Below are 22,963 nucleotides of genomic sequence, written 5' to 3' on the forward strand. Positions count from 1 at the left end.
TCATTTACGATTTACGAGATTGAATGGAAACTCAACCCTATTTTGATTTACAGTCGCCCCATTGCCAAAGTCAGTTTGAAGTCGTAATTGCAAGTACTTTTACTAAGCACTCTTCTACTACTATCCTTCAAGTCCGAAGCAATCTCTGGTTTATCAAAGGATAAGATTGCTTCGATCTTGTATCTATTTCAACGAGGATAGCTTTAGTATAAGATCTGGCAATGACGGGATCCCGACGTGGTGTGTGACTCCATAGACCAATAATATTTCGGTATGTGCAACGTACACCATGCTCAATCTCATTGAGATTGCCACACTCCTTCGTCGTTCGCAACGACGAATCCCTACTCGCTTTTCAGTGAATTTACAGGATTATCCGAAGCGGCTTTATAGGCCTGCACTCCCACCGTAACTACAGCAATGAATACCAGCAAGATTCCCGATCCTGCAAAAATCCACCAGCTGAGATTGGTCTGATACGCATAGGTTTTTAGCCAATTGTCTGCTAAATACCAGGCCAACGGCACAGCTATCACAATCGAAAGTAAAACAAGCTGCACGAAATCCTTGGATACCAATCTCAATATTCCCAAGGTAGAAGCACCCATGACTTTTCGGACACCGATTTCCTTCTTACGCTTTTCAGCAGTGAATGCAGCCAACCCAACTAGTCCAAGGCAGCTTAAGAAAATCGCCATCACCCCGAAGTATTTTGCGAGCTTGGAAACCCGCTGCTCAGAAACATAGAGTGATTGATAGTCAGCATCCATAAATGAGAAATCCATCGGCTGAGCAGTTTGCTTCACGAAAAGCCCATCAATTCCTGCAATGGTTTCCTGCTGATTTTCAGAGTTAATTCTTACCATAATCTTTTCGGCAAAACCCGGATCATACTTCAGGAATGCAGGTTTGACATTCTCTTTCAGCGACTCAAAATTGAAATCCTTTAGCACACCGATCACCTCTTTGTCCTCTCCCCATAGGTTGACGATTTTACCGACCGGATCATCAAATCCGATTGTACGAACTGCTGCCTCATTTAAAATTATCTTAGAATTTTCTTCTCCAAAGTCAGGTGAAAAAGCTCTTCCATCGACCAATTCCAGTCCCATCGTCTCCACCAAGCCCATATTGACTGTTATGTTTTCGAATTTCACCTGTTCATCGGGATTTTTCCCTTCCCAGGTAAGCCCGATGGTAGAGCTTCGCAATCCTACTAATGGATGACTCAAACTGGATGCATCTTCTACCCCTGGACTATTTTTCAGCTCCGCCAAAAATGAATCCAGCACGTTGGGAAGAACCCCAGAGGCGTTGATCTGAAGGAGATGACTCTGGTCGTAGCCGAGGTTTTGGTTTTGGATAAAGGACATCTGCTTGCCGATCACTAAGATCCCAATGATCAACAAAAGAGAAATTGAAAATTGGAAAACAACCAGTCCTTTTCTTGCGAGCATCTCACCAAAACTTCCCTTCACGGATGATTTCATCACGTCCACGGGCTTAAACTTAGATAAGTAAGCAGCAGGGTAAATACCCGCCAAGATGCCTGTCACAATACCTATTGACAGTAAAATCAAGATCAGTTCAGGCTGGAAGGCCAAACTTAGTGTCTTGGAGGTGACCTGATTGAAAAAAGGTTGTAAAATATAAACAAATACAATTGCCAATAGCAGTGCCAAAAAAGTGAGCACCAGTGATTCGACCATAAACTGGCTGAATAGACCTCCACGGCTTGCTCCCATGGATTTTTTGACCCCAATTTCCTTTACCCGACTCATCGATCTGGCTGTGGTCAGGTTCATGAAATTGATGCAGGCGATGATCAGAATAAAGATTGCAATGGCTGAAAACAGCTTGACATAACTGATCCTTCCACCTGCCACTTTCCCATCTTCATATGTCCCATACAAATAGGTATCTCCATAGGGTTGAACAAAAGCAGACACATTGCTCCCCTTATCCTTGGCTTTGATAAAGCCGTCAATCTGCTCATTGAAAGCTTCCACATCTGTGTCCCGGCGAAGCAGCAAATAAGTCGAAGCATTGAAATTGCCCCAGTGTACTCCATCTCCCAGCATCTGCTTGAAATAGGAAAAGGACAAGAAGTAATCATGCTTATCCAAATCCATAGACCCTAGATCCTTGAAAACCCCCGTCACTTCCACCTCATTCTGAAAATCATAAACCTGCCATTTCACCGATTTACCAATTGCCTCTTTTGGTGAACCAAAGAGCTTGGTAGCCATAGTCTCCGAAATCGCCAGATTATTGATCCCTGCCATAATCCGGCTAGGATTTCCCTCTACAAAATCGACCGAAAAAACATCAAAATAACTTTGGTCCACAAACAAACCCGCACCTGACATCTTGGTATCACCATTTTCAAAAGCAACTCCTTCAATAAACGGAGAGGTACCCGCAGATAATTCTATCTGGGGGAATTCTGCTTTCATTGCCTCAGCCATCTCTCCAGGCGTTATTGACCAAGTTACGATCCCCCCGCTATTATCGTGATTGGTCATCACAGTATAGATTCGATCTATCTTCTTATGATACCGGCCTATATTCAACTCATCCTTCACCCACAGTAGAATTAGAATCACTGTGGTAAGACCTATGGCCAATCCAAACAGGTTGATCACGAAGATCTTTTTGAACTTCATAAAGCTGCGAAAGGCGAGGGTAAGCTGATGACGGAGCACGGATTTTTGATTTTAAGATTAGAAAATTGGAAGATTCGATTTATTCGTCATTGCGAGTGAGGAACGAGCGAAGCAATCTGTAAATCAAGATAGACTGCTTCGTACCTCGCAGTGACGGAGCTCACTTCGGTTTTCGGTCCTTCGCCGTGGTCTGTGTCTGCACAGACCACTTTTATTTCGGTCTGTGAGGACACAGACCGAGGGGAAGAAATCGTTCTGGATATGATCCGCAAGGCGAAGGTTATGTAGACCAATTTTCCAATTTTAGAATCTTCCAATTTTTCAATAGCTACACATGAAACTGCTCCCTGATATTCTCTGTCACCACTTTACCATCAAACAGATTGATGATCCGGTGTGCATAGTTCGCATCATGGGGAGAGTGGGTTACCATTACGATGGTGGTTCCTTCGTTATTGAGTTCTTCCAGAAGGCGCATTACCTCTTCCCCATTGGTAGAATCCAAGTTACCTGTAGGCTCATCTGCAAGGATCACGGAAGGCTTGGCCACGATTGCTCTGGCGATGGCCACACGCTGCTGCTGACCACCGGATAGCTGCTGGGGAAAGTGGTTTCTCCGGTGCATGATATTCATGCGGGTAAGCACTTCTTCCACTTTTTTCTTTCGCTCGTCAGAAGGGACTTTCAGGTAAAGAAGCGGAAGCTCCACATTTTCAAACACGGTCAGCTCATCAATCAGGTTAAAGCTTTGGAATACAAAGCCAATATTTCCCTTTCTGAGTGAGGAACGCTGTCTCTCGGAGAACTTAGCTACTTCGTTGTCCAGAAAGTAATATTCTCCTCCGTCCGGATTATCCAGAAGACCAATGATATTCAGTAAAGTGGATTTACCACAGCCTGAAGGCCCCATGATGGCCACGAATTCGCCTTTTTTGATTTCAATTTGGATACTGTCCAAAGCTGTTGTTTCTACCTCCTCGGTAGCGTACATTTTTCGGAGATTGACTGTTTTGATTACGTTCATGTGAGTTAAGTTTGAAGACGGGAGACCGAAGACCGAAGTAATTGGTACCTCCACCTTTTATTGATAGATTTTATGTTTTTAAGACTGGAGACGGGAGACAGAAGTGATTGGAACCTCCACTTCGGTCTCCTATCTTCGGTCTTCCAGCTTATTTAATAGCTTTTTTAAATCCTATTATCATATTCATCAGATTGAAACATTCAGAATAGAGTTTCTCAAACTCTGAATCTTCAATGTACTTTTTGCTTTGTGTAAGCAAGTTACGACCTCAGCTAAAGACCTTAAGGAATAGCCAATAAACCTAGCTTGCTCCGGATTAGTCTGACCAATCGAACCTTCGGCAATATTCAAAGCAATAGAGTCCGCAGCTCTTTGAATTTGACTTGTCAAATTATAGATTTCTTCTTTTGGAAACTTCTTTGATAAATCATGAATTTCCTCTGCTAAATCCATCGCCTTTTGCCAAATGATCAACTTTTCAAACTTAAAGCTCATATTTTATCATGTTAAATCACTAATACTAGGGCTCTCAAATACTACGCTGCTTCTTCGGTCTCCCGTCTATCTAAGTTCCAGCACCTCATTCTTCCCGAAATTCTCGTAGCCACTGATGCGATGAAAGCTTAACACGTCATTGCGAGGGGTTTATTCTATTACCAAATCAATAGTACATTTCTGCCCCGAAGCAATCTGTTAAGTAAAATAAAGAGATTGCTTCGCTCGTTCCTCACTCGCAATGACGAACTCCCACTATTTTCCGCCTATAAACAAGTCATTTCTCTTAGGTCTCCCGTCTATCTAAGCTCCAGCACCTCATTCTTCCCGAAATCCTCGTAGCCACTGATGCGATGAAAGCTTAACACGTCATTGCGAGGGGTTTATTCTATTACCAAATCAATAGTACATTTCTGCCCCGAAGCAATCTGTTAAGTAAAATAAAGAGATTGCTTCGCTCGTTCCTCACTCGCAATGACGAACTCCCACTATTTTCCGCCTATAAACAAGTCATTTCTCTTAGGTCTCCCATCTATCTAAGTTCCAGCACCTCATTCTTCCCGAAATTCTCGTAGCCGCTGATGATTACTTTCTCACCTTCCACCAAGCCTTCCAGTACTTCATAGAATTCAGGGTTTTTGTTTCCAAGCCTGATATTTCTCTTTTCAGCATTTCCGGAAGAGTTGATCACAAACACCCAGTTTCCTCCTGTATCCTTAAAGAACCCGCCCGTCGGCAAAAGCAAGCTCTGCTCACTATCACTAAGTTGCAATCTGATTCTCACACTCTGTCCTCTTCTGATTCCCTGTGGGCTTTCACCGGTAAATCTCATATCCACTTCAAATCGACCGTTGGCAATCGTAGGATATATCTTGGTTATTTCCAGCTCATGATCCACACCACTTAGCGTAAACTTACCCTGCAGACCTTGACCTATTCTAGGCAGGTACAGCTCATCTATTGGCACACGCACTTTGAATTCATCCAGCACATCAATCTGTCCATAGCGTGCACCTGAATTAATCGCCTGCCCCACTTCGATTTGCTCCATAGCCAACTGGCCTGCAATGGGAGCTTTAATGACGAGACCATCCAGTATCTGTCCTACTCCTTCCAATGAAGCATTCATTCTGTTTTCAGATTGTCGAAGCTGCGCAAGCTGATAAGATCTGGCGATGGAATCACTCTTATAAGACTTATAAGTCAATTCCTTTCTCTTCAGATTGTAATCATACTGCTCAGCCACTTCCTCATATTCTCTGTCTGAGACTAGCTTCTTTTCGTGCAACTCTTTGAATCTCTTGTACTGTGGCTCAAGCAGACTGATTTGATAATCTATTTCCGCCAGTTGTCCTTGCTGGCTCAGGTCATTTTGGTCCAGAAAAAGACGGGTCTGACGCAGATTGTTGATCTGCTCATACAGCATGGTCTCCCGCTGCATCACATCCAGCTGCAAGTTGGAATTGGCCATAATCAAAATCGTATCTCCTACCTCTACCAGTGCTCCGGATTCACGTACTATCTGCGAGACCATTCCCCCTTCCACCGCATCGAGGAAAAAAGTTTGCGCAGGTTCGATCTGTCCCGAAACCAATATATAATCGGTAAACTCACCTTTCGAAACTGTCGCGATGCTCAAGCGATCTTTCTCCACATTCATTGTAGACCTGTGATCCGCATAGGCGATTTGGTAAACAATTCCTGCGACTATAGCCACTCCGCCTACTATCCAGGCGATTCTTTTTGGGGTCCAGGTTTTCTTAGCTATTTTTCTATCCATTGTGTGTAAATGCCATTTTCGGGCTGCCCCCACTATGCCAAATGGTATGCCATGCAAAAAATCGCCTTCACAGGCTTGTTTCATCGATTTAGGAAAAAGTGCACTTAAGACTCTCGAACATTTTCGTCCGCAAGCGAACAAAATATTTCAAAGTCGACTATTTTTTACCTAACTTATATTTCCGCTCTATCCTCTCAAAACATGCCCATAGTGTCCGAAATCAAACGTTTTACGGTAAATTTATATCGTCTTGCTTTTCGGTATGCTTTTGGAACAGGAGCACAGTGCAAGCAGGAAAGGTTTCCGTGCTTTTTTAATTCCTTTTTACTATGAGCGAGCAACGAACAGGCAAAATCCTGATTGTAGATGACAATGAAGACCTCTTAAAGGCAGCAAAAATTTTCCTGAAGCGGCACTTTTCCCAAGTGGACACTGAGACCAATCCAGACCTACTTCCCATTCTCACACATAATGAGTCGTACGATGTGATCCTGCTGGACATGAACTTCACCAAAGATGTGAGTTCAGGACAGGAAGGATTCTATTGGCTTGACCGTATCCTTGAACTTGACCCTTCCGCAGTGGTGGTCTTGATCACTGCTTATGGGGATGTGAATCTTGCAGTAAAAGCCATTAAGGAAGGAGCTACTGATTTTGTCTTAAAGCCTTGGGAAAATGAGCGTCTGCTAGCAACATTGAATTCTGCCTTGCAGCTTCGCAAAAAGAAGATGGAAGTGGATCTGCTGAAAGATCAAAAGCAAACCATGCAGCAGGATATTGACAATAAGTTCAAAGACATCATCGGCCAAAGTGAGTCAATGCAGAAGGTTTTTGAGACTATAGAACGAGTGGCCGTCACGGATGCCAATGTCCTGATTTTAGGAGAAAACGGTACGGGAAAAGAATTAATAGCACGGGCAATTCACAGACATTCCCGCAGAAATAAAGAGGCATTTGTAGGAGTTGATTTGGGTTCTATCACACAGACGCTTTTTGAATCAGAGCTATTCGGCCATAAAAAAGGATCATTTACCGATGCCAAGGAAGATCGTGCAGGCAGATTTGAGCAGGCGCATAAAGGAACACTTTTCTTGGATGAAATAGGAAATCTTCCTATGGCACTTCAATCCAAGCTTTTGGCCGTTCTTCAAAACCGCCAAGTGACACGGGTTGGTGCAAACCGGCCAGTGGATGTAAATATCCGCCTTATTTCTGCAACCAATATGCCTATTCATAGTATGGTCTATGAAAGTGGGTTTCGTCAGGATTTACTTTACCGTATCAACACCATTGAGATTCAGCTTCCTCCGTTAAGGGAGCGCGTGGAGGACATTCCTCTTTTGGCAGATTATTTCATTGCTTTTTACACCAAAAAATACAACAAAGACATACGCAAAGCCTCCGACCCGCTCGTGAAACGTATGACTAAATATCACTGGCCCGGCAATATCCGTGAGCTACAGCACAGTATAGAGCGGGCGGTAATCATGTCCAACCATAACGTATTGCAGCCGGAAGATCTTTTTTTGCAGAAAATGAACCAGCCGGAACGTCAGGATGAATCCGTAAGCCTGGAGCACCTGAATATAGAAGATGTGGAACGCATCCTAATCCGCAAGGCACTGCAAAAACACAATGGCCATATCACCCGGGCAGCTGAAGAACTCGGCCTCACACGGTCCTCACTCTACCGCAGACTGGAAAAATATGGTTTATAAGCGGTTTTCACTTGGAGTTGGTTTACGGATATTCGGAATTATCGCATGTATTTACCTTGGACTTTGGCTATATTATAGTCAGGGACTTTGGTTGGCTCCCGCTATTTTGGGTTTGATCGCACTCATACAGATCGGTGAAATGATCTACTATGTCAATTCCATCAATCATAAACTCGCACGGTTTCTGGACTCCATCCGATATGCTGATTTCTCAAGTTCCTTCACTTCAGACAGTAAAATGGGCAAATCCTTCAGGGAGGTTAACTCATCTTTCAATGAAGTGATGGAGGTGTTCAAGCAAACCCGTGCGGAAAAGGAAGAACAGATGCTTTTCCTTCAGGTGATTATTCAGCACATCAATACCGGAATCATTTCTTTCAATGATGCCGGGAAAATCGGGGTGATCAATAATGCCGCTAAGCATTTACTTCAGATTCCCCAATTTCGGGATATTACTGATCTGGGAAAGCTGTCTCCCAAGCTCCTGACGGATGTGATGGAAATGAAGCCTGGACAGCGGATTTCGAAAAAGGTCAATCCTTCCCTGCACCTGATCATACAATCCACTTCACTGAAAATGGGGGGGCATAGCTGGACATTGCTTTCACTGCAAAACATCAATGCGGAGCTTCAGTCCAATGAACTCGAAGCCTGGCAGAACCTGACCAAGGTACTTCGCCACGAAATCATGAATTCCATCACCCCGATTTCCAGTTTGGTAGAATCACTTCGGACAATTTTGGATGAGGACAGCTATGTGCAGCAGGAAGGTTTTCTGATCAAAAGAGACGGCTTCATGGATATGCAGGAGGGGTTGGATACCATTGCCAACCGCAGTAAAGGCTTAGTGAATTTTGTGAATGCCTACCGTGACTACACCAATATCCCTGTACCGAAAAAGGTAACCATGCCTGTAAGGCAGCTCTTTGAGAATGTACTCCATCTGATGAAGGAGGACTTAAAAGTGGCTGAGGTAAAAGTAGAAACGAAGGTTCGTCCCAGTGACTTGGAAATACACTGTGATCCCGACCAGATCACGATGATCTTGATCAATTTGGTGAAAAATGCCGCTGAATCCCTTCATAATCAAGCTGACCGTACGATATGGCTTTCAGCTATAGGTCAGGGAGATTTAGGGCTAATGATACAGGTGGAAGATGCCGGCCCGGGAATTATCCCCGAAGCTCTGGAGCGGATATTTGTTCCTTTTTATTCTACCAAGAAGACCGGAAGTGGTATTGGACTGGCGATCTCAAGGCAGATTATGAATCTCCACAACGGCAGTCTTCAGGTGACTTCCATACCAAATGAACGAACTATTTTCACGATGAACTTCAGGTAGTCGAAGCCAATGTGAGTGTCTCACTCACATTTTATCATGGAAATATTTGGTCCAAGTCCGAAGACTTGGACTAATGCAGCTTTTCTTACCATAAAGTCACAAAGAGATCAAGCGAAAATTGCACGGGAACCGTCGATTATCAGATCGCGCTGCTATGTTTTTCTATGTGGCTATGTAGTAACCCATTTTTTACATCAAGTCCAGCTTCCGGAGAAGCAGGACAACAGTATTCCCGAACCACTCAAAACTTATACATCGCCGTCACGCCGAAAGTCGCCGGATTGCCTAAATGCGCAGGGCCAAAATTGTATGCATAATCGATGTAAGTGGTATCAAATATATTCTTAGCCCAGAAAGAAAGCTCCATGGTATCGGTCATCACTCCAAACTTGGTATTTGCAATCTCATAAGCATCTTGTCTGATGGTATTTTCCAAGTTGAAAAACTGCTCCCCAAAATACAACCACTCCGCTCTCACTACCCACTTCAGCTGACTTGAGTAAAAGAACTGGGGTGTCCATTGCACTGCTACCATGGAAGTCACGTCGGGAGTAAAAATCTGTCTGTTGCCGGAGTAATCTACCTCACCGGATTCTCCGGGAAGCATCAACTTGTCAAAAGTCGCATGTGTATATCCGAAATTCCAGTCAATGCTTAAATTCCTCGCAGGAATTGTGCTTACCTCCCATTCTACTCCCGTGCTTGTCAGGTCACCGGCATTGGTAGTCACCACAATCGCATCCGGCAAGATCAAGCCCGGTATCTGAACATCTGAAACAGTTGTTATAAATGCCGATAAGTTTACTCTTATTTTCCTGTTGAAAAAGTAGTTCTTACTTCCAATTTCAAAATTGTTCGAAAACTCAGGATCGTAGGCAAACAAAGGTGGATTACTTGGATCCGAACCGATCTGCGTCAACCCTCCCGGCCTGAAACCACGGCTGTAACTACCATAAACCTCATTGGTAGTTGCCAGCTGATAAGCTAGGGCAACTTTAGGAGAAATCGCATTATAACTTACATTACCTGTAGTGTCCGGCTGAGTGACCATAGGATCACCCTGTCCAAAATCCATCTCCTGAGAAACAGTCAGCTTCTTTTTCTCATAATCCGAACGCAAACCACCGGTAAGTTTCAATCTATCAGTCAAGCTATAGCTAGCCTGTCCAAAAAAAGCGAATCCGTATCCGGTGGACACATTCGTATTGATGGTGGTGAAGTTGGAAATCGGAGAGCCAACCAATGCAGCATCATCTCCAAAGTAAATCCCCTGCCTGGTCGGAGCCTCAGAGTTGAAACCAAAGAACCCGACTTGCCAATTCAGCTTCTGACCGGTATTTGAAGAGGCCAATCTAAACTCCTGAGTCCAGACAGAAACAGTGTTCCAGTCCCTGCCATAATTATTTACTATGGAAACCCCGTCAATCGGAGAGAAATCTCCATCGATTGGAGTTTTGTAGTAGCGATAATTGTTTTGATAAGCTGTCTGAGAAGAGAAATTAAGACTCGGACCCTCATTTTTGATTACCAGGGAAATATTTTGACTGTCGTCTACCATTTCCGTAATAGCATTTTGGTTGACCTCAAAAGGATTCTCCAACGCAGAATCTGCATTAGGTGCCAAAGAGAACGGTCCATTATTTCGTCCTGAATTGCTTTTGAAGTTTAGAATTGCTTCCCAGTTTTTGGCAAAAAGGTAATTCACATTTCCGGCTATCAACGTGTTCCTTTGCTTGTCAAAATCGCTGTCGTTGAAAAGATTGGTGTAATATCCGTCCAGCTTGTCCGACAAAATTGAGACTCCCACATACACCTTGTGCGGAACCACCATAGTCTTCACCCCCGCCGCTATTCTGGAAAAGCCATAGTTCCCTATATCGGTACGGACAAAGCCTGAAAGTTTATCCGATTTCGGTTTGGTGATGATGTTCATGACACCTCCCATCGCATTTCTTCCATAAAGCGTTCCCTGCGGACCACGCAGTACTTCGATTCTCTCCACGTCATTGAGTAGGAAGAAGTATGTATCCAAGCCAAATTGATTTACGCCATCCACATAGGTCGCTACTGCAGGCTCGTAAGAAGTGGTCGTAATACCTCGAATAGACATCACATTTCTATTGTCGCCCGGATTGGATGAGTATAGATTGGGAATGTATCCCCGAAGATCTTTTGTCTGCCACAGATTCATTTCCTCCACCTTTCGGGTATCAAGCGCAGACACACTAAAAGGCACTTTTTGCAGATTTTCACTTTCTTTTTGGGCAGTCACGATGACTTCACCGAGCTGACTCTCAGGAATGGTGTCGTTCGTCTGTGCAAGAGAGATTTGAGTCACAATGCTTAATCCGCAGGCAAGAACTAGCTTCGCCAGAGTATGGGTATTGATAATTGGCATAATAGGATTGGGACAGTTTCAGCTACGAATTTAAGGGTAGTAGGATTAAAATCCCGATAAAGAGTGACTATTTCCGATTTCTGACCCACCTGCTAAATAATTCCGATTTTATTTTCCTTTGGTCGATTGTTGATCCATACTTTTTGTGGAGTAGACGATGTGGTAAATCAACCCAGTGTAAGTTCCCACAAATCAGGTCTTGGTAAAAAAACGGATGATTGAATTTCCGGATTTTGGATGGTTTTGACTATTGGTTTTAAGTTCTAAGATTAGTTCGACACCTTTCAAGATCGGAAGTTTGGCGGATTGAAAGGGATTGAAGTTCCAATATGATTGGCTATAATTTTTGTTTGGAGAAACATTCTCCCGAAATCGCTACACTCATCCGGGAATGGCTAGCCGGGGTCGTTTTTTGTTGACCCATATGATCGATTCGGAATGACCACGTAGTGGTCGAACCTTTCAATAACCCCGGTGCAACCGGGGGAATGGAAGGATGCGGACGACAACCCCGAATGGGGTTGAACTTTTGCCAAGACAAGAAGTCTCTTTTCCCCTTTTAGTCCCGATAGCTGAGGAGGGGGAATTGCCAAATTTGAACCTCTAGCATTAATTCAAAACATGTACTTGCAGTTAAGGGGATACTCATATACCCCTATATCAAAACCTTCGGCTCCAGCCAAATCATGGTCAAAAGCATCAAAAACATTCCCAGCCAAAGCCAATCGGATACTTTCCTTGTCGAAGTAAAACTATTGGCGGAGGTTTCTTGCTTTGTATGGGATCGCAAAAAATCAGCCCGTAATTTCTCAGTCCTCAAACTTGGCCATGCATCCGTAGCATAACTGTAAAACTCTAAACTATCAGCAACTGAAACCCATCCGGAATCCAAGTTTACAAACTTTCCGGTTTTGGAGAATGGGTTCACCAGAGATGGCTGAAGAAAAACTGAATCAGAGTCAATATAAATAAAGTCATCTTGAAAATCTTCATGATTTATACGAATCTCAACTTGCATTCCCGCAAAAGTAGGTTGCGGAATCTCAACGGATCCTGATTTCCGGGGAAGCATCACTCCGAGAATTTCCTCCCAAATCTCCTGATACCTCAAACTATCCCCGGCCAATTTGAGTGGAAAAGTCTTGCCAAGCAAACTTACGCCCACTTTGGCATTGCCGGTCTGCTGCATGGCAAACGCCTGGTCAAAAGACGATTTCTGTGCAATTGCATTCTCCATAGCATAAGGCAATGCTGTCAGCCCTTCCCCAAGTTCTCTGCTTTCTTCGGTTGTGGTTCGCTTAGTCTTAAAGTTGGTTCCAAATGCCTTATTAATTGCAGCGATATCATTCCCTGCCTCTCCCAAATTAATCACCAAAACAGAAGCTCCATTATCGAAAGCATCCCGGGTAGATTTTTTGGCTAGTTGAGCCGGATCGATGATCAAGAACTGAAGCGAATCCGATTCAGAATTTCCTGAGCTTATAATTGAGCTTTTTGAGATATCAATCCGTTCATTCACCTGCTCGCCTGAGTTGATCAGATGCTGCCTTAATGTCCTGATTTCGGCATCAGGAAAAGCAAATTGCAAATGGTATTGGACCGGCAAAGCAGCCTGCGTAAAGAAATTGATAGAACCAAGCAAACTATCATTCACCATCAAACTCAACTCATTTCTTCCTACTATTTTTGCGGGAAATCTTAAGCGGAAGGCACCGGTATCGGGGTCTGTCACCGTTTCAGCCAGCGTTTCTCCTTGCTGGGCCAACGTGATTCTTACCGAATCCCCTGTTTCGATTTTGCCATTTACTGCTTGCATTTCCCCGTCACGCAGCATCCCTTTCCATTCCAAAAATCGGATTGAACCATATTCAACATCTTGGATCCATCTGACATCTTTTGCAGTGAATTTCAATAAATCTGTCTGAGTGAAATCTGGGCCGAGGAGATAGACGGGGTTTCCCTGTCCCCCGTAATCGGCAATGGCCACAGTTTTTTTGATTCCCAGACTATCTTTCCAATAGCGTATCTTATCTTTTGAGATGGACACCGAATGAACCACTACTGCTTCGGCAGGCTGATCAGACTTCCATACCGGCTGAACCAGGTAAGCGATCAGCACAAAGGCAAAGAGTGCGTTAAGAGAGACCTTGACTGCTTTTCTCCACCCTTTATGCTTGGACTTTAACGTCCAAAAAAGCTGAAAGCCGAATATGACCATAATTGCGCCGGCAAACACCCAAGCCCATGTCCAGGATATCAAAGGTTCGAATTGAATCATTGCAACTTGCTCCAAAAGGCTTTTTCGAGTTCTTTTTGTTTGAGAAAAGATGCATTCACACCTTCTCTTTGGGTTAGGAGAGGATATAGTTTTTGAAACAATTCCCTTTTTCCCTCTTCATCTATTTTTCCGGCATTCAACTCCTGCAATCTTACCAAAACAACCCAGTCCTGCATGCCTGAATAGTTCATCCTCGCCGTCCAGAGTTCACCAAGCTTTTGCACAGCGGCTTTGTCAAGCACCGAGAGCTCTGTCTTGGGCAGCATTCCCAACACTTCTGCGGCGAGTGGTGCCAAGCGGCCGGTAAGAGCCAGCTGATCAACTTTAATTTTGTTTTTCAGTTCATCCAGATCACCGGTTAACCGCTTCTCCTCCACCTTGATTGGAGGCGGATCAAAGCCTGTCCGCTTCACATATACCCTTGATTTCTGTTGGACAGACTTAAGTAACTCAAGCGCTTTTTCTTGATAAGGGATTGCTTTCTCGGGTTCAAAGAGTCTGAGGTATAATTCAGATTGCCACATCTGTTGCAGCGCTGTTTTAAGCGTGGCTTTGGTAGACTCTTCGAAATAGGTATTTGTCTCGGCGTTTTGGTGATCGTGTATGTAAGATTCCATAATTCCCGCAAGGCCGTCTCCGTCATCACTATGGGGATTTGTGGCTACTTCCTCTCCATGGCTGTGATCATGAGTAGCGGTAGGCATAATCATATGATCAGTGATTCCTGCTTCACTTTCTTCGTCATGTCTATGCTCATAACCCTCCAATAGATTCTCCACATCTGAGGCTTCGACCGTTCCTCCACCCGCATTGTCTTCAAACTCCTCACCCAAGTACTGACCATAGCGCAATCTGAGCATCTTCTGATCATAACCTATTTCATTGGAGATGACGTTGAATTCACGCCCGGTGAGATTCTTTTTGTCTGCCAAGAGCTTTTGGGTATCGATGATGATCTGCCGCTGACTTCGGAAATAATCCGGCATGACATGTATGGCCATTCCGACCAGTTCCTCCTCAGTCATTCCTGCCGAATCCACATAGTTGATAAAATAGGTATCGCTTCTCGAAAAATTAGGTTCGGGCATCTTATTATCCAGTGCCGCCCAATAGTAGTAGAGCTCATCACCGTGCTTAAAATCCAGTGCATTCAGATCCAGTTTTACCGACAGCTCTCTGGACTTGAAATCCCGCATAGGTATCGGGATTCTATTCTCCCGAAACTTCACATTTTCACCGGATCCACGTGCCAAAGTAGCCACCAAAAACACTTCCTTAACCTGAAAATCATCTGAGACTTTTGCAGTCACATGCATGATCTTAGGATCATTGGTGAAATGATAGGTATACAGTTCCTTATCCGAAGGCTGAATCACGGGAGCCAAATCCCGGACAGCCTCCAACGTGAAATAATCAGACTCAAAGATAAGCTCATTATCCTTACTCGCACGAAGCGCATAAATTCCCGAATTCCTCACCCGGTCCCGGAGGACAAACTGCTCCTGCTGCTTTGTAAACTGCAACCCATCCCCGTTGGAATTGATTAATTCCAATGAGAGATCACTGGCATTGGAAAGCGAAATAACCCATTCTATACCAGATCCTATTACAGCATTCACTTCAAGTGTGGATTGATTTACTTTTGGCAGACCGGTATATGCGGGTGGAATGATGGTAACTACTGCAGAAGTCATCTCCACCGGCAGATCAGCCACGAAAACTTCTTCCGCTTTACTGTCCGGTTTGGCTTTAACGGGCGGGGATGCTTCTTCGGGAAAACTTATACGTGAAAGCCCATAGATACCCGAGACTAGAAACAAGGCGATCAGGAAAGGCCAAGTACTCTTGTACCACACCTTGATTTCCCCACCGCGGAAATTAGCATTTACCCGCTCCCACTGAAGCTGCTCAGCTATATTTTTGTTGGTCTTGTCGAGAAGTTGGAGACTGAATTCCAGGTCAGGAAACTGTAGATGCATCAGCTGAACAGCCTGAAGCCGCTTGCTCCGGAACAATCCCAATACGTATCCGCAAGCGATAAAACCCAGTAAAGCAATCAAACCTATAACCCAAACAGATGAGGTGAAAATCATCCCAAACACTGCAACCGCCAGACCGGCGAGCGAGGATTTCAGCCCGGACTGCACATGCAATTGCGTCTCACTTTTGGCGATATAACGTACTATGCTGCTCATAACCCTTTCTTATTGGCGAAGTATCGTTCGGCTCCAAAACACAGCATAAAAAGCCCCAATAAAAGCAAATTAAGATTTGCCTTCTTGCCTTCATCTTTGTGTTGCCCTACCAAAAACCTGCCCGCAACCTGGGCATGGCTTAAGGGAGCATCTTTCTTTTCCACACCCGAAAACTCTAAAAATGCCTCTAAAATCACCTCAGGCAATTTCCCAGTCTGCACCACTTCAGCATGCTCAAAATCCAATTGCTCCGAAAAAGCTACCAGATTGGACTGCTCCGAAAAAGAGAACCTATCCGAGATAAAATAGAGCTTAACCCTATCTTTTTCTGATGGGGGAATACGATCAAAAATAAGGCTTGCCTCATCGATTTTTTCCTTTTCTACGAAGCCAAATCCATACACATCCCAAATTGCTTCCAGAGATGCATTAATAAATTCACGTTCGGTGGAAGAAACATCCCCCAGATAATACCCGAAATCTTCCTTTTCCAAGCCAATTGAAACTGCTGTTTCATTTTCCTCCGAACTGGGGATCACCACTCCACTTGGATCAACTTTAAGCATTTTTCCTCCCTCTACTGCAATAAGCTTTTTTTGGGAGGTTGTCAAATCAGCACTTCCCAAATAAAGAAATGGTTTGAGAGGGCTAAGGTAAAAATCTGAGTTCAACCCATTTTGGGAATTAGCCAAGTATAGATGAAGAGCTGATGCATCGCTTGGAATAAGATCAAGTGAAGCTTGAATATTGCTTATTTTATCTTTTGATTTAAAGTAATTTAAATCTTCAATTGGTGTGAGGTTTTCGTCCGCCCAATAGACTTCATCACCCTTTTCCAAGGCTTGCTGAAGTTCAAATTTAAACTCTTCCACCACTTGCGCAGTTGGCTGTACCAAATGAATGACCCGTTCTTCGGGCATGTTTTTCAGGATTGGGATAAACACCTGACTAAGCAGTAACACCAGTAGCACAAGCATAAGAATCCTCAGCAGAAGCACCAAGATATTCTCCAGACGGAAACCTTTGGCAACGGAGCTTTCTTCCTTGGAAAGCCAATGCATCGCTGCCCAATGGAGCACCTGACCTTTTCTTCCCTGCCACAGGTGAATCAGGATTGGAATGCTGATTCCCAGCAAACCCCAAAGCAATATGGGTTGAAGAAACTGCATCAGGAGAGGGATCGTTGGGAGAGAAATTTGCTGATTACTCCGGAAATAGAATCTGTCAATCGCACCTGAAAAAAATGAACTTGTGGTAGAAGTAATGACTTCTTAAAATCTGATAAATAGTTCTTTATGGATTCATTATAGTTTTTCTCTATCGCCTTATGATCCAAAATTACGGTATGGTCTGACTCCAAATCCTTAAAGTTGAAATTGCCCTTCAAATCAAATTCCTCTTCCTGCTTTCCCAAAATCTGAAAGAGCACAATCTCCTTTTTCGGATGCCGCATTTGCTCCACGATGTCCAGCCACTCATCATCTTTTTGCAGAAAATCGGAAACCAGAATTACCAGTTCTTTCTGCCTGCTTTTCAAAACAGGAAAGTCCTGCTTCCCTATCGGCCAGGATCCGGCCGCTGTTTCTTCTTCCAAATAGTATAGCATGCGCTGAAATGCCTTGGGTGAGGCAGAGACCTTCTGGACGACTTTTCCATCCTGACACGTAAAATAGCTCAATGAGTCTCCTTGCTGGTGTGCCAAGTAGGAAAGCGACGCAATGAGGTTTTTAGCGTATGCCAGACGTCCAATTCCGTTTTCCTCATAATTCATCGATCCCGATAGATCAAGCATCATACGGATATGCAAATGGCTTTCTGTCTGCGATTCTTTGATCATGTACTTACCGGAGCGGGAGAAGTACTTCCAGTCAATCCGCTTGGGATCATCCCCGGGCTCATAGTACCTGTACTGCTCAAACTCAGATCCCACTCCCACGCGTTTGCCCAGGTGCACGCCGTTCTTGAGCTGCTCGCTGATAAGTTTAGCGGCCAACTTCAAGTTATTGAGTTTGATGATTTCGAGGTTACTTGCTTGCATGGATAGGCAATGCTTCTAAGATTTTGGCGATGACCGCATCAGCCTGAATATTCTCAGCCTCCGCCCGAAAGTGTAACGAGAGTCTATGTCTTAATACCGGGAAAGCCAGTGTCTTGATATCTTCGGGAGTGACCGCATAGCGCCCTTTCACCAGTGCCCGGGCTTTGGCACAAAGAATCAAAGCCTGACCTGCACGGGTACCTGCCCCCCACTCCACATAGTCTATAACGGTTTGAATTTCTGACTTATCAGGACGGGTAGCTCGAATTAACTTATTGATGTAAGCAAGCAGCTGAGAGTCAATGTGGACCTCTCTGGTCAGTTTCTGTAAATTCAGAATATCCGTGGCGGAAAAAACCGGGTCAGGCTTGCCTTTATATGTCCCGGTTGTTTTTTCCAGGATATCCAGTTCCTCCTGTTCGGATGGATAGCCTAATTTGATGTATAAAAGAAAGCGGTCAAGCTGTGCTTCCGGCAGCGGATAGGTTCCTGATTGCTCTATAGGGTTTTGTGTAGCGATAATCAAAAAAGGAGCTGGAAGCGGATGGTGTTGTCCACCGTAAGTCACTACTTTTTCCTGCATGGCTTCCAGCAATGCGGCCTGGGTTTTGGGCGGAGTCCGGTTGATCTCATCTGCCAAAACCATATTGGCGAAAATAGGCCCCCTGTTGAACTGGAAAAACTTCTTGCCTGTCTCATGGTCTTCTTCCAGAATCTCCGTCCCCAGGATATCTCCCGGCATCAAATCCGGTGTGAATTGAATTCGTTTGAAACCCATCTCCATTCCCTGGGAAAGCGAATTCACCATCAGCGTTTTTGCCAAGCCAGGCACCCCTTCGAGCAGGCAATGTCCTCCGGCCAGCAGTGTAATGATAATCTCTTCGATCACAGACTCCTGACCGACGATGACTTTTGCAATCTCTTTTTTGAGTTGGGGGATTTTTCCCACCAACTCTTTTAATGCTGTTAATTCTGTGTTTTCCAATATCATTGTGTTAATGCATAAACCACTATGTTGACACCAAACCTGGTATTGTCAACCTTTAAGAAGCGTTTGTTTCTAAAGTCATAATCCCATTCACAGCCATAATCCTTGTTACTATAAAGAACTCCTATTCTACCGTTTACGATAATAGCTTTCAAGTAATCATGGATCAGGTCATCTCCCCAGCCGTTGAGCTCAAAGGAAGTTGCGGGTGGGCCATCTTCGAACTCGAAGAAGGACGAATAAATTGGGTGGTTATTGGGTATTTTTTGGAGTGCATCTTCTCCAAAGGTCTTGGCCATTTCAGCCTCAAAGGATTTGGCGAAAAGCCCGTCTATGTCATGATTGCAATCATCGGCAAAGACAAAGCCTCCATTCGCTACATAAGTTTTGAAATTATTCCGCTCTTCAGCCGAGAATTCCACCAGCTTATGTCCACTGATATAGCAAAAGGGACTTTTGAAAATCTCCTTGCTACTCAGCTCAATTACTCTTTCCTTCTCGTCCACAGGAATGGTAGTGTATTCCACCAGAGAATTGAGCAAGTTGACAGGCATGCGCTGATCTGTGTCCCAATTGCCTGAGTTGTATTTTATTCTGGTGAAGAAGAAAGCTTGCATTGTAGGGATTAGTGTTCAGTCTCAGTGATCAGTTTGCAGCGAGGGAACAATAAACAGTTTGCAGTCAACCTTAAAGACTGCAAACTGAATACTGACCACTGTCAACTGAATTAAACAGCGTCTGATAAACTGGTAAAGGTAAAGTCCCTGATCTTCATAGCAGGAATCAAGCTTCCTCCTACCCGCTGGGTTTGGCCCAGTGATTCTATGTTATTGAGCATAATAATCGGACTTTCATTGAATCGGAAGTTTTTCACAGGGAACTTGATCTGGCCATTCTCAATGTAGAACGTACCGTCTCTGGTCAAGCCTGTGTAGAGCAAAGTCTGGGGATCTACCGGTCTGATATACCAGAATCTGGTCACCAGAATACCTCTTTCTGTGCTTTTGATCATCTCGGCAATGGATTCATCTCCGCCTGAGAATATATATCCCCCTCCACCAAAGCCTCTTCCTCCCGGACGGGATAGCGGTGCCACACCCTGCTTTTCTGCCCAATAGCGGGAATAAGCCAAATTTTTCACCACTCCATTTTCTACCCAAGTGGTTTTCTGTCTTGGCAATCCGTCCCCATCCCAAGGAGACATCGGAATTTCAGTATTGAAAGGATCGGAGGTGATCGTCACCCGCTCGTCAAATAATTTTTCTCCCAAGCGAGTTCCTCCACCCTTCTTGCTCATGAAGCTTCTGCCCTCATCTGCACTTCTGGCGTCGAAGCCGCCTGTAAGCAGACGCATCAAATCCCCGGCAGCTGTAGGCTCAAGGATAACGGTGTATTTACCGGGCTCGATGGCCTGGGCATTTTTGGATGCCTGGGCTTTTTGCATCGCTATGGTGGTGACATCTTTAGAATTCAACAAACTCACATCATTGAAATCGCGAATAGCATAGCCGGAACCGGTTCCGTCTTCGGTTCTCACCGTGATAGAGAAGTCTACAGAAGTACTGGTGTTGAAACCGAAAAGCCCTTTGCTGTTGCCGGTAGCTACGAAACCTGAGAAATCTTCCAGGTATCCGGCAGCAACCAAATTTTGGGCATTACACGGCCCAATACTGTCTCCTGCCAATTGTGCACGGAAATCAGGATCGATCTTATCCGTGGCAGAACTGAACGTAGCCGCATCCGGATAGGTCTGTGCTCCAAGCATAGGCATGTATTCCGGATTTTCCGGTGCCAGTTGTGCGATTTCCTCAGCCCGAACAACTGCTTTTTTAAGCGATTCGTCATCCAATTCGTTGATTGTGGATGAGCCGGATTTTTTCCCAAAAACGGAAGTAACGTTTAGTGTGATTTCATTGGTTTCTCCACTGGTATTTACCGTATTTCTGGCATATCGGATATTTCCCGTCCTCCCTCCGAAGATAGAGACTTCAGTCTCATCCGCTTTGGCATATGACAATACTTTATCTATTATTTTCTTAGCTTCTTCTTGTGTTAAAATGGCCATAATTCTCGCGTTGAGGTTAAATATTTCGTCCCGTGTTGATCACATTCACTCCGTCGAAACGGGTAGTCGAGCTGCCGTGAGAAACAGCGGAAGACTGTGATGGTTGTCCTTTGCCGTCAAAGAAGGTACCCATAAAACGGTAGTCGTCTTTGTCGCAAATTTGGGAACAGGAATTCCAAAATTCCTGTGTATTGGATTGGTAAGCCACGTCTTCAAGCATGCCGGCAATCTCGCCATTTTTGATTTCGTAGAATACCGTTCCTCCAAACTGAAAATTGTACCGCTGCTGATCAATGGAGAAAGATCCTCTTCCCAAGATGTAAATCCCTTTTTCTACATCTTTGATCATGTCCGCAGGACCCATTTTTTCCGTTCCCGGTCTCAATGACACATTTGCCATCCGCTGGAACTGTACAGAACTCCAGCTGTCTGCAAATGCACATCCATTGGACTCTTTGCCACCTAAAATACCGACTTGATCCCTGATGGCTTGATAATTCACCAAAACCCCATCCTTGATCAAATCCCACTCCTTGCATTTCACCCCTTCATCGTCATATCCCGTATTACCCAGTGAAAAAGGCTGCGTTTTATCCGCTACGATATTGACTTTGTCAGAACCGTATTTGAAGTCGCCTGCTTTCCATTTGTCCAGTGTTGCAAAACTAGTTCCCGCATAATTAGCCTCGTAGCCTAATACACGATCCAATTCCAGCGGGTGTCCCACTGATTCGTGAATAGTCAATCCCAGGTGATCAGGATCTAAGACCAAATCATATTTACCCGGAACGACGGATTTAGCCTGGATTTTTTCCTTAGCCTGCTTAGCAGCCACGATGGCATCCTCCACGATATCATAAGAATTGTTGTAACTGTTGAATCCGGCAGCATTCATGATTTTGTCTTTGGGCAGACCATCCATGTATTCGTATCCCATCCCCATGGGAGTACTCAATGCCTGCCGGGATCTAAATCCCCCTGACTCTTTATTCACGGCAGTGACTGTAAACGTCGGCCACATTCTGTGAATATCCTGATCGATGTATGATCCGTCTGTAGAAGCAAAGTATTTCTGCTCATTGATCATAAACATGGCCGAATTGACAAAAGCAGCACCATTTTCCATCGCGGCGTTGTTTGCCTGAAGAAGCAGATCAATTTTTTCCTTTACAGGGATTTCAAGTGCATTCTTTTGGATAGGCGTGTTCCACGTCACCTCACCATGACCGGGTTCGGGCGCAAGTTGAACAGGCTCCGTCTGGAGTTTCGAGTTTGCCTTAGCGATAGCTACTGCGGTCTCAGCGCAAAGCTTAATACCGTCGGGAGTCACATCGGAAGTGGCAGAAAAACCCCAGGTCCCATTTGCGATTACCCTGATCCCAACGCCGAAAGTTTCTGTGTTGGAGATATTCTGTATGTTTTTTTCACGTGTAAATAAATTCTGAGACAAATACCTTCCGATGCGCACATCAGTATAGGTTGCCCCTTTTGCACGTGCAGCGTTCAGCGCAGTGTCAGCAAGGACTTTTTTTGCGGCAGCATCCATTCCCGGTTCCAGCAACTGCTCTGCCGAGACAGGATTTCCCATCATGACTAGCCCGGAAGTGGCAAGGGCTCCAAGCCCCATTCCGGAAAGGTGGATAAAATCTCTTCTTTTCATGTGTTTATAATTGATTTTTAATTGTCACATGGAATCTCACAGGATTATAATCATCCCACTGTGTGTAGTTTTTCGTCATGCTCGATTTCAATTGATCGTCTGGTTAAAGTTTATGGTTTACACTATAGGTTTTAATAGTTTTTTCAAAGTACCGCTATCCGCGGATTATCCAAAGTAAAAATACAGACTCGGTAAATTTTCGGGGTGTGAATTGAAAAATACCTGTTGGAAAATAAAGAATCCCCTTTTTTTGACCCTATAGTCCGAAAAGATTAAAATTTCTGGAAGATTAGACTTATTGTCTTAAGTCAGCCAG

The 22,963-nt window shown here is 44.4% G+C and carries 15 protein-coding genes; 2 read left to right on the forward strand and 13 right to left on the reverse strand.

Features of this window, described 5'->3' with window-relative positions; all coding sequences use genetic code 11:
- Nucleotides 1-344 precede the first annotated feature (344 nt).
- The 4 genes from ID165_RS11615 to ID165_RS11630 form a co-directional block, all read right to left on the reverse strand.
- On the reverse strand, nt 345-2,666 hold the full coding sequence (locus ID165_RS11615; protein ID WP_225587094.1) for an ABC transporter permease: 2,322 nt from the start codon (nt 2,664-2,666) through the stop codon (nt 345-347).
- Between the two features lie 328 nt (nt 2,667-2,994).
- The gene (locus ID165_RS11620; protein WP_192350742.1) at nt 2,995-3,690 is read right to left on the reverse strand and encodes an ABC transporter ATP-binding protein; all 696 of its coding nucleotides are present in this window, start codon (nt 3,688-3,690) and stop codon (nt 2,995-2,997) included.
- A 186-nt stretch (nt 3,691-3,876) separates the two neighbouring features.
- Nucleotides 3,877-4,185 (reverse strand): four helix bundle protein, encoded by a 309-nt coding sequence (locus ID165_RS11625; RefSeq protein ID WP_225587095.1) that lies wholly within the window; start codon nt 4,183-4,185, stop codon nt 3,877-3,879.
- A gap of 532 nt (nt 4,186-4,717) precedes the next feature.
- Nucleotides 4,718-6,049, reverse strand: coding sequence for an efflux RND transporter periplasmic adaptor subunit (locus tag ID165_RS11630; protein ID WP_225587096.1), 1,332 nt, complete (start codon nt 6,047-6,049; stop codon nt 4,718-4,720).
- A gap of 245 nt (nt 6,050-6,294) precedes the next feature.
- Between ID165_RS11630 and ID165_RS11635 the strand changes: the two genes are divergently transcribed.
- Nucleotides 6,295-7,683 (forward strand): sigma-54 dependent transcriptional regulator, encoded by a 1,389-nt coding sequence (locus ID165_RS11635; RefSeq protein WP_192350744.1) that lies wholly within the window; start codon nt 6,295-6,297, stop codon nt 7,681-7,683.
- Complete coding sequence (locus tag ID165_RS11640; RefSeq protein WP_225587097.1) at nt 7,601-9,025, forward strand: PAS domain-containing sensor histidine kinase; 1,425 nt, start codon at nt 7,601-7,603, stop codon at nt 9,023-9,025. Before ID165_RS11635 ends, ID165_RS11640 begins: the two co-directional genes overlap by 83 nt.
- 241 nt (nt 9,026-9,266) lie before the next feature.
- Here the strand turns inward: ID165_RS11640 and ID165_RS11645 are convergent, their stop codons facing one another.
- The 9 genes from ID165_RS11645 to ID165_RS11685 all read right to left on the reverse strand — a co-directional run bounded on the left by ID165_RS11645 (nt 9,267) and on the right by ID165_RS11685 (nt 22,647).
- Nucleotides 9,267-11,423: a TonB-dependent receptor gene (locus tag ID165_RS11645; RefSeq protein WP_192350746.1), complete on the reverse strand. Its 2,157-nt coding sequence runs from the start codon at nt 11,421-11,423 to the stop codon at nt 9,267-9,269.
- A 655-nt stretch (nt 11,424-12,078) separates the two neighbouring features.
- On the reverse strand, nt 12,079-13,701 hold the full coding sequence (locus tag ID165_RS11650) for a hypothetical protein (RefSeq protein WP_192350748.1): 1,623 nt from the start codon (nt 13,699-13,701) through the stop codon (nt 12,079-12,081).
- A complete protein-coding gene (locus ID165_RS11655; protein WP_192350750.1) occupies nt 13,698-15,896 on the reverse strand; it encodes a hypothetical protein in 2,199 nt (732 codons plus the stop codon). Before ID165_RS11655 ends, ID165_RS11650 begins: the two co-directional genes overlap by 4 nt.
- Entirely contained in the window at nt 15,893-17,065 is a 1,173-nt protein-coding gene (locus tag ID165_RS11660; protein WP_192350752.1) for a BatA domain-containing protein, read from the reverse strand. Before ID165_RS11660 ends, ID165_RS11655 begins: the two co-directional genes overlap by 4 nt.
- Entirely contained in the window at nt 17,065-17,934 is an 870-nt protein-coding gene (locus tag ID165_RS11665) for a DUF58 domain-containing protein (RefSeq protein ID WP_192350754.1), read from the reverse strand. Before ID165_RS11665 ends, ID165_RS11660 begins: the two co-directional genes overlap by 1 nt.
- Nucleotides 17,921-18,919 carry a MoxR family ATPase gene (locus tag ID165_RS11670; protein WP_192350756.1) on the reverse strand — a complete coding sequence of 333 codons (999 nt, stop codon included), beginning with the start codon at nt 18,917-18,919 and terminating at the stop codon, nt 17,921-17,923. The genes ID165_RS11665 and ID165_RS11670 overlap by 14 nt, the downstream gene beginning before the upstream one ends.
- Before the next feature lie 2 nt (nt 18,920-18,921).
- Nucleotides 18,922-19,539: a DUF4159 domain-containing protein gene (locus tag ID165_RS11675; protein ID WP_192350758.1), complete on the reverse strand. Its 618-nt coding sequence runs from the start codon at nt 19,537-19,539 to the stop codon at nt 18,922-18,924.
- Nucleotides 19,540-19,649: 110 nt separating this feature from the next.
- The gene (locus tag ID165_RS11680; RefSeq protein ID WP_192350760.1) at nt 19,650-20,987 is read right to left on the reverse strand and encodes a TldD/PmbA family protein; all 1,338 of its coding nucleotides are present in this window, start codon (nt 20,985-20,987) and stop codon (nt 19,650-19,652) included.
- 16 nt (nt 20,988-21,003) lie between these two features.
- Nucleotides 21,004-22,647: a TldD/PmbA family protein gene (locus ID165_RS11685; RefSeq protein ID WP_192350762.1), complete on the reverse strand. Its 1,644-nt coding sequence runs from the start codon at nt 22,645-22,647 to the stop codon at nt 21,004-21,006.
- Nucleotides 22,648-22,963 lie beyond the last annotated feature (316 nt).

The organism is Algoriphagus sp. Y33 (assembly GCF_014838715.1).
In the GTDB taxonomy this organism is placed as follows: domain Bacteria; phylum Bacteroidota; class Bacteroidia; order Cytophagales; family Cyclobacteriaceae; genus Algoriphagus.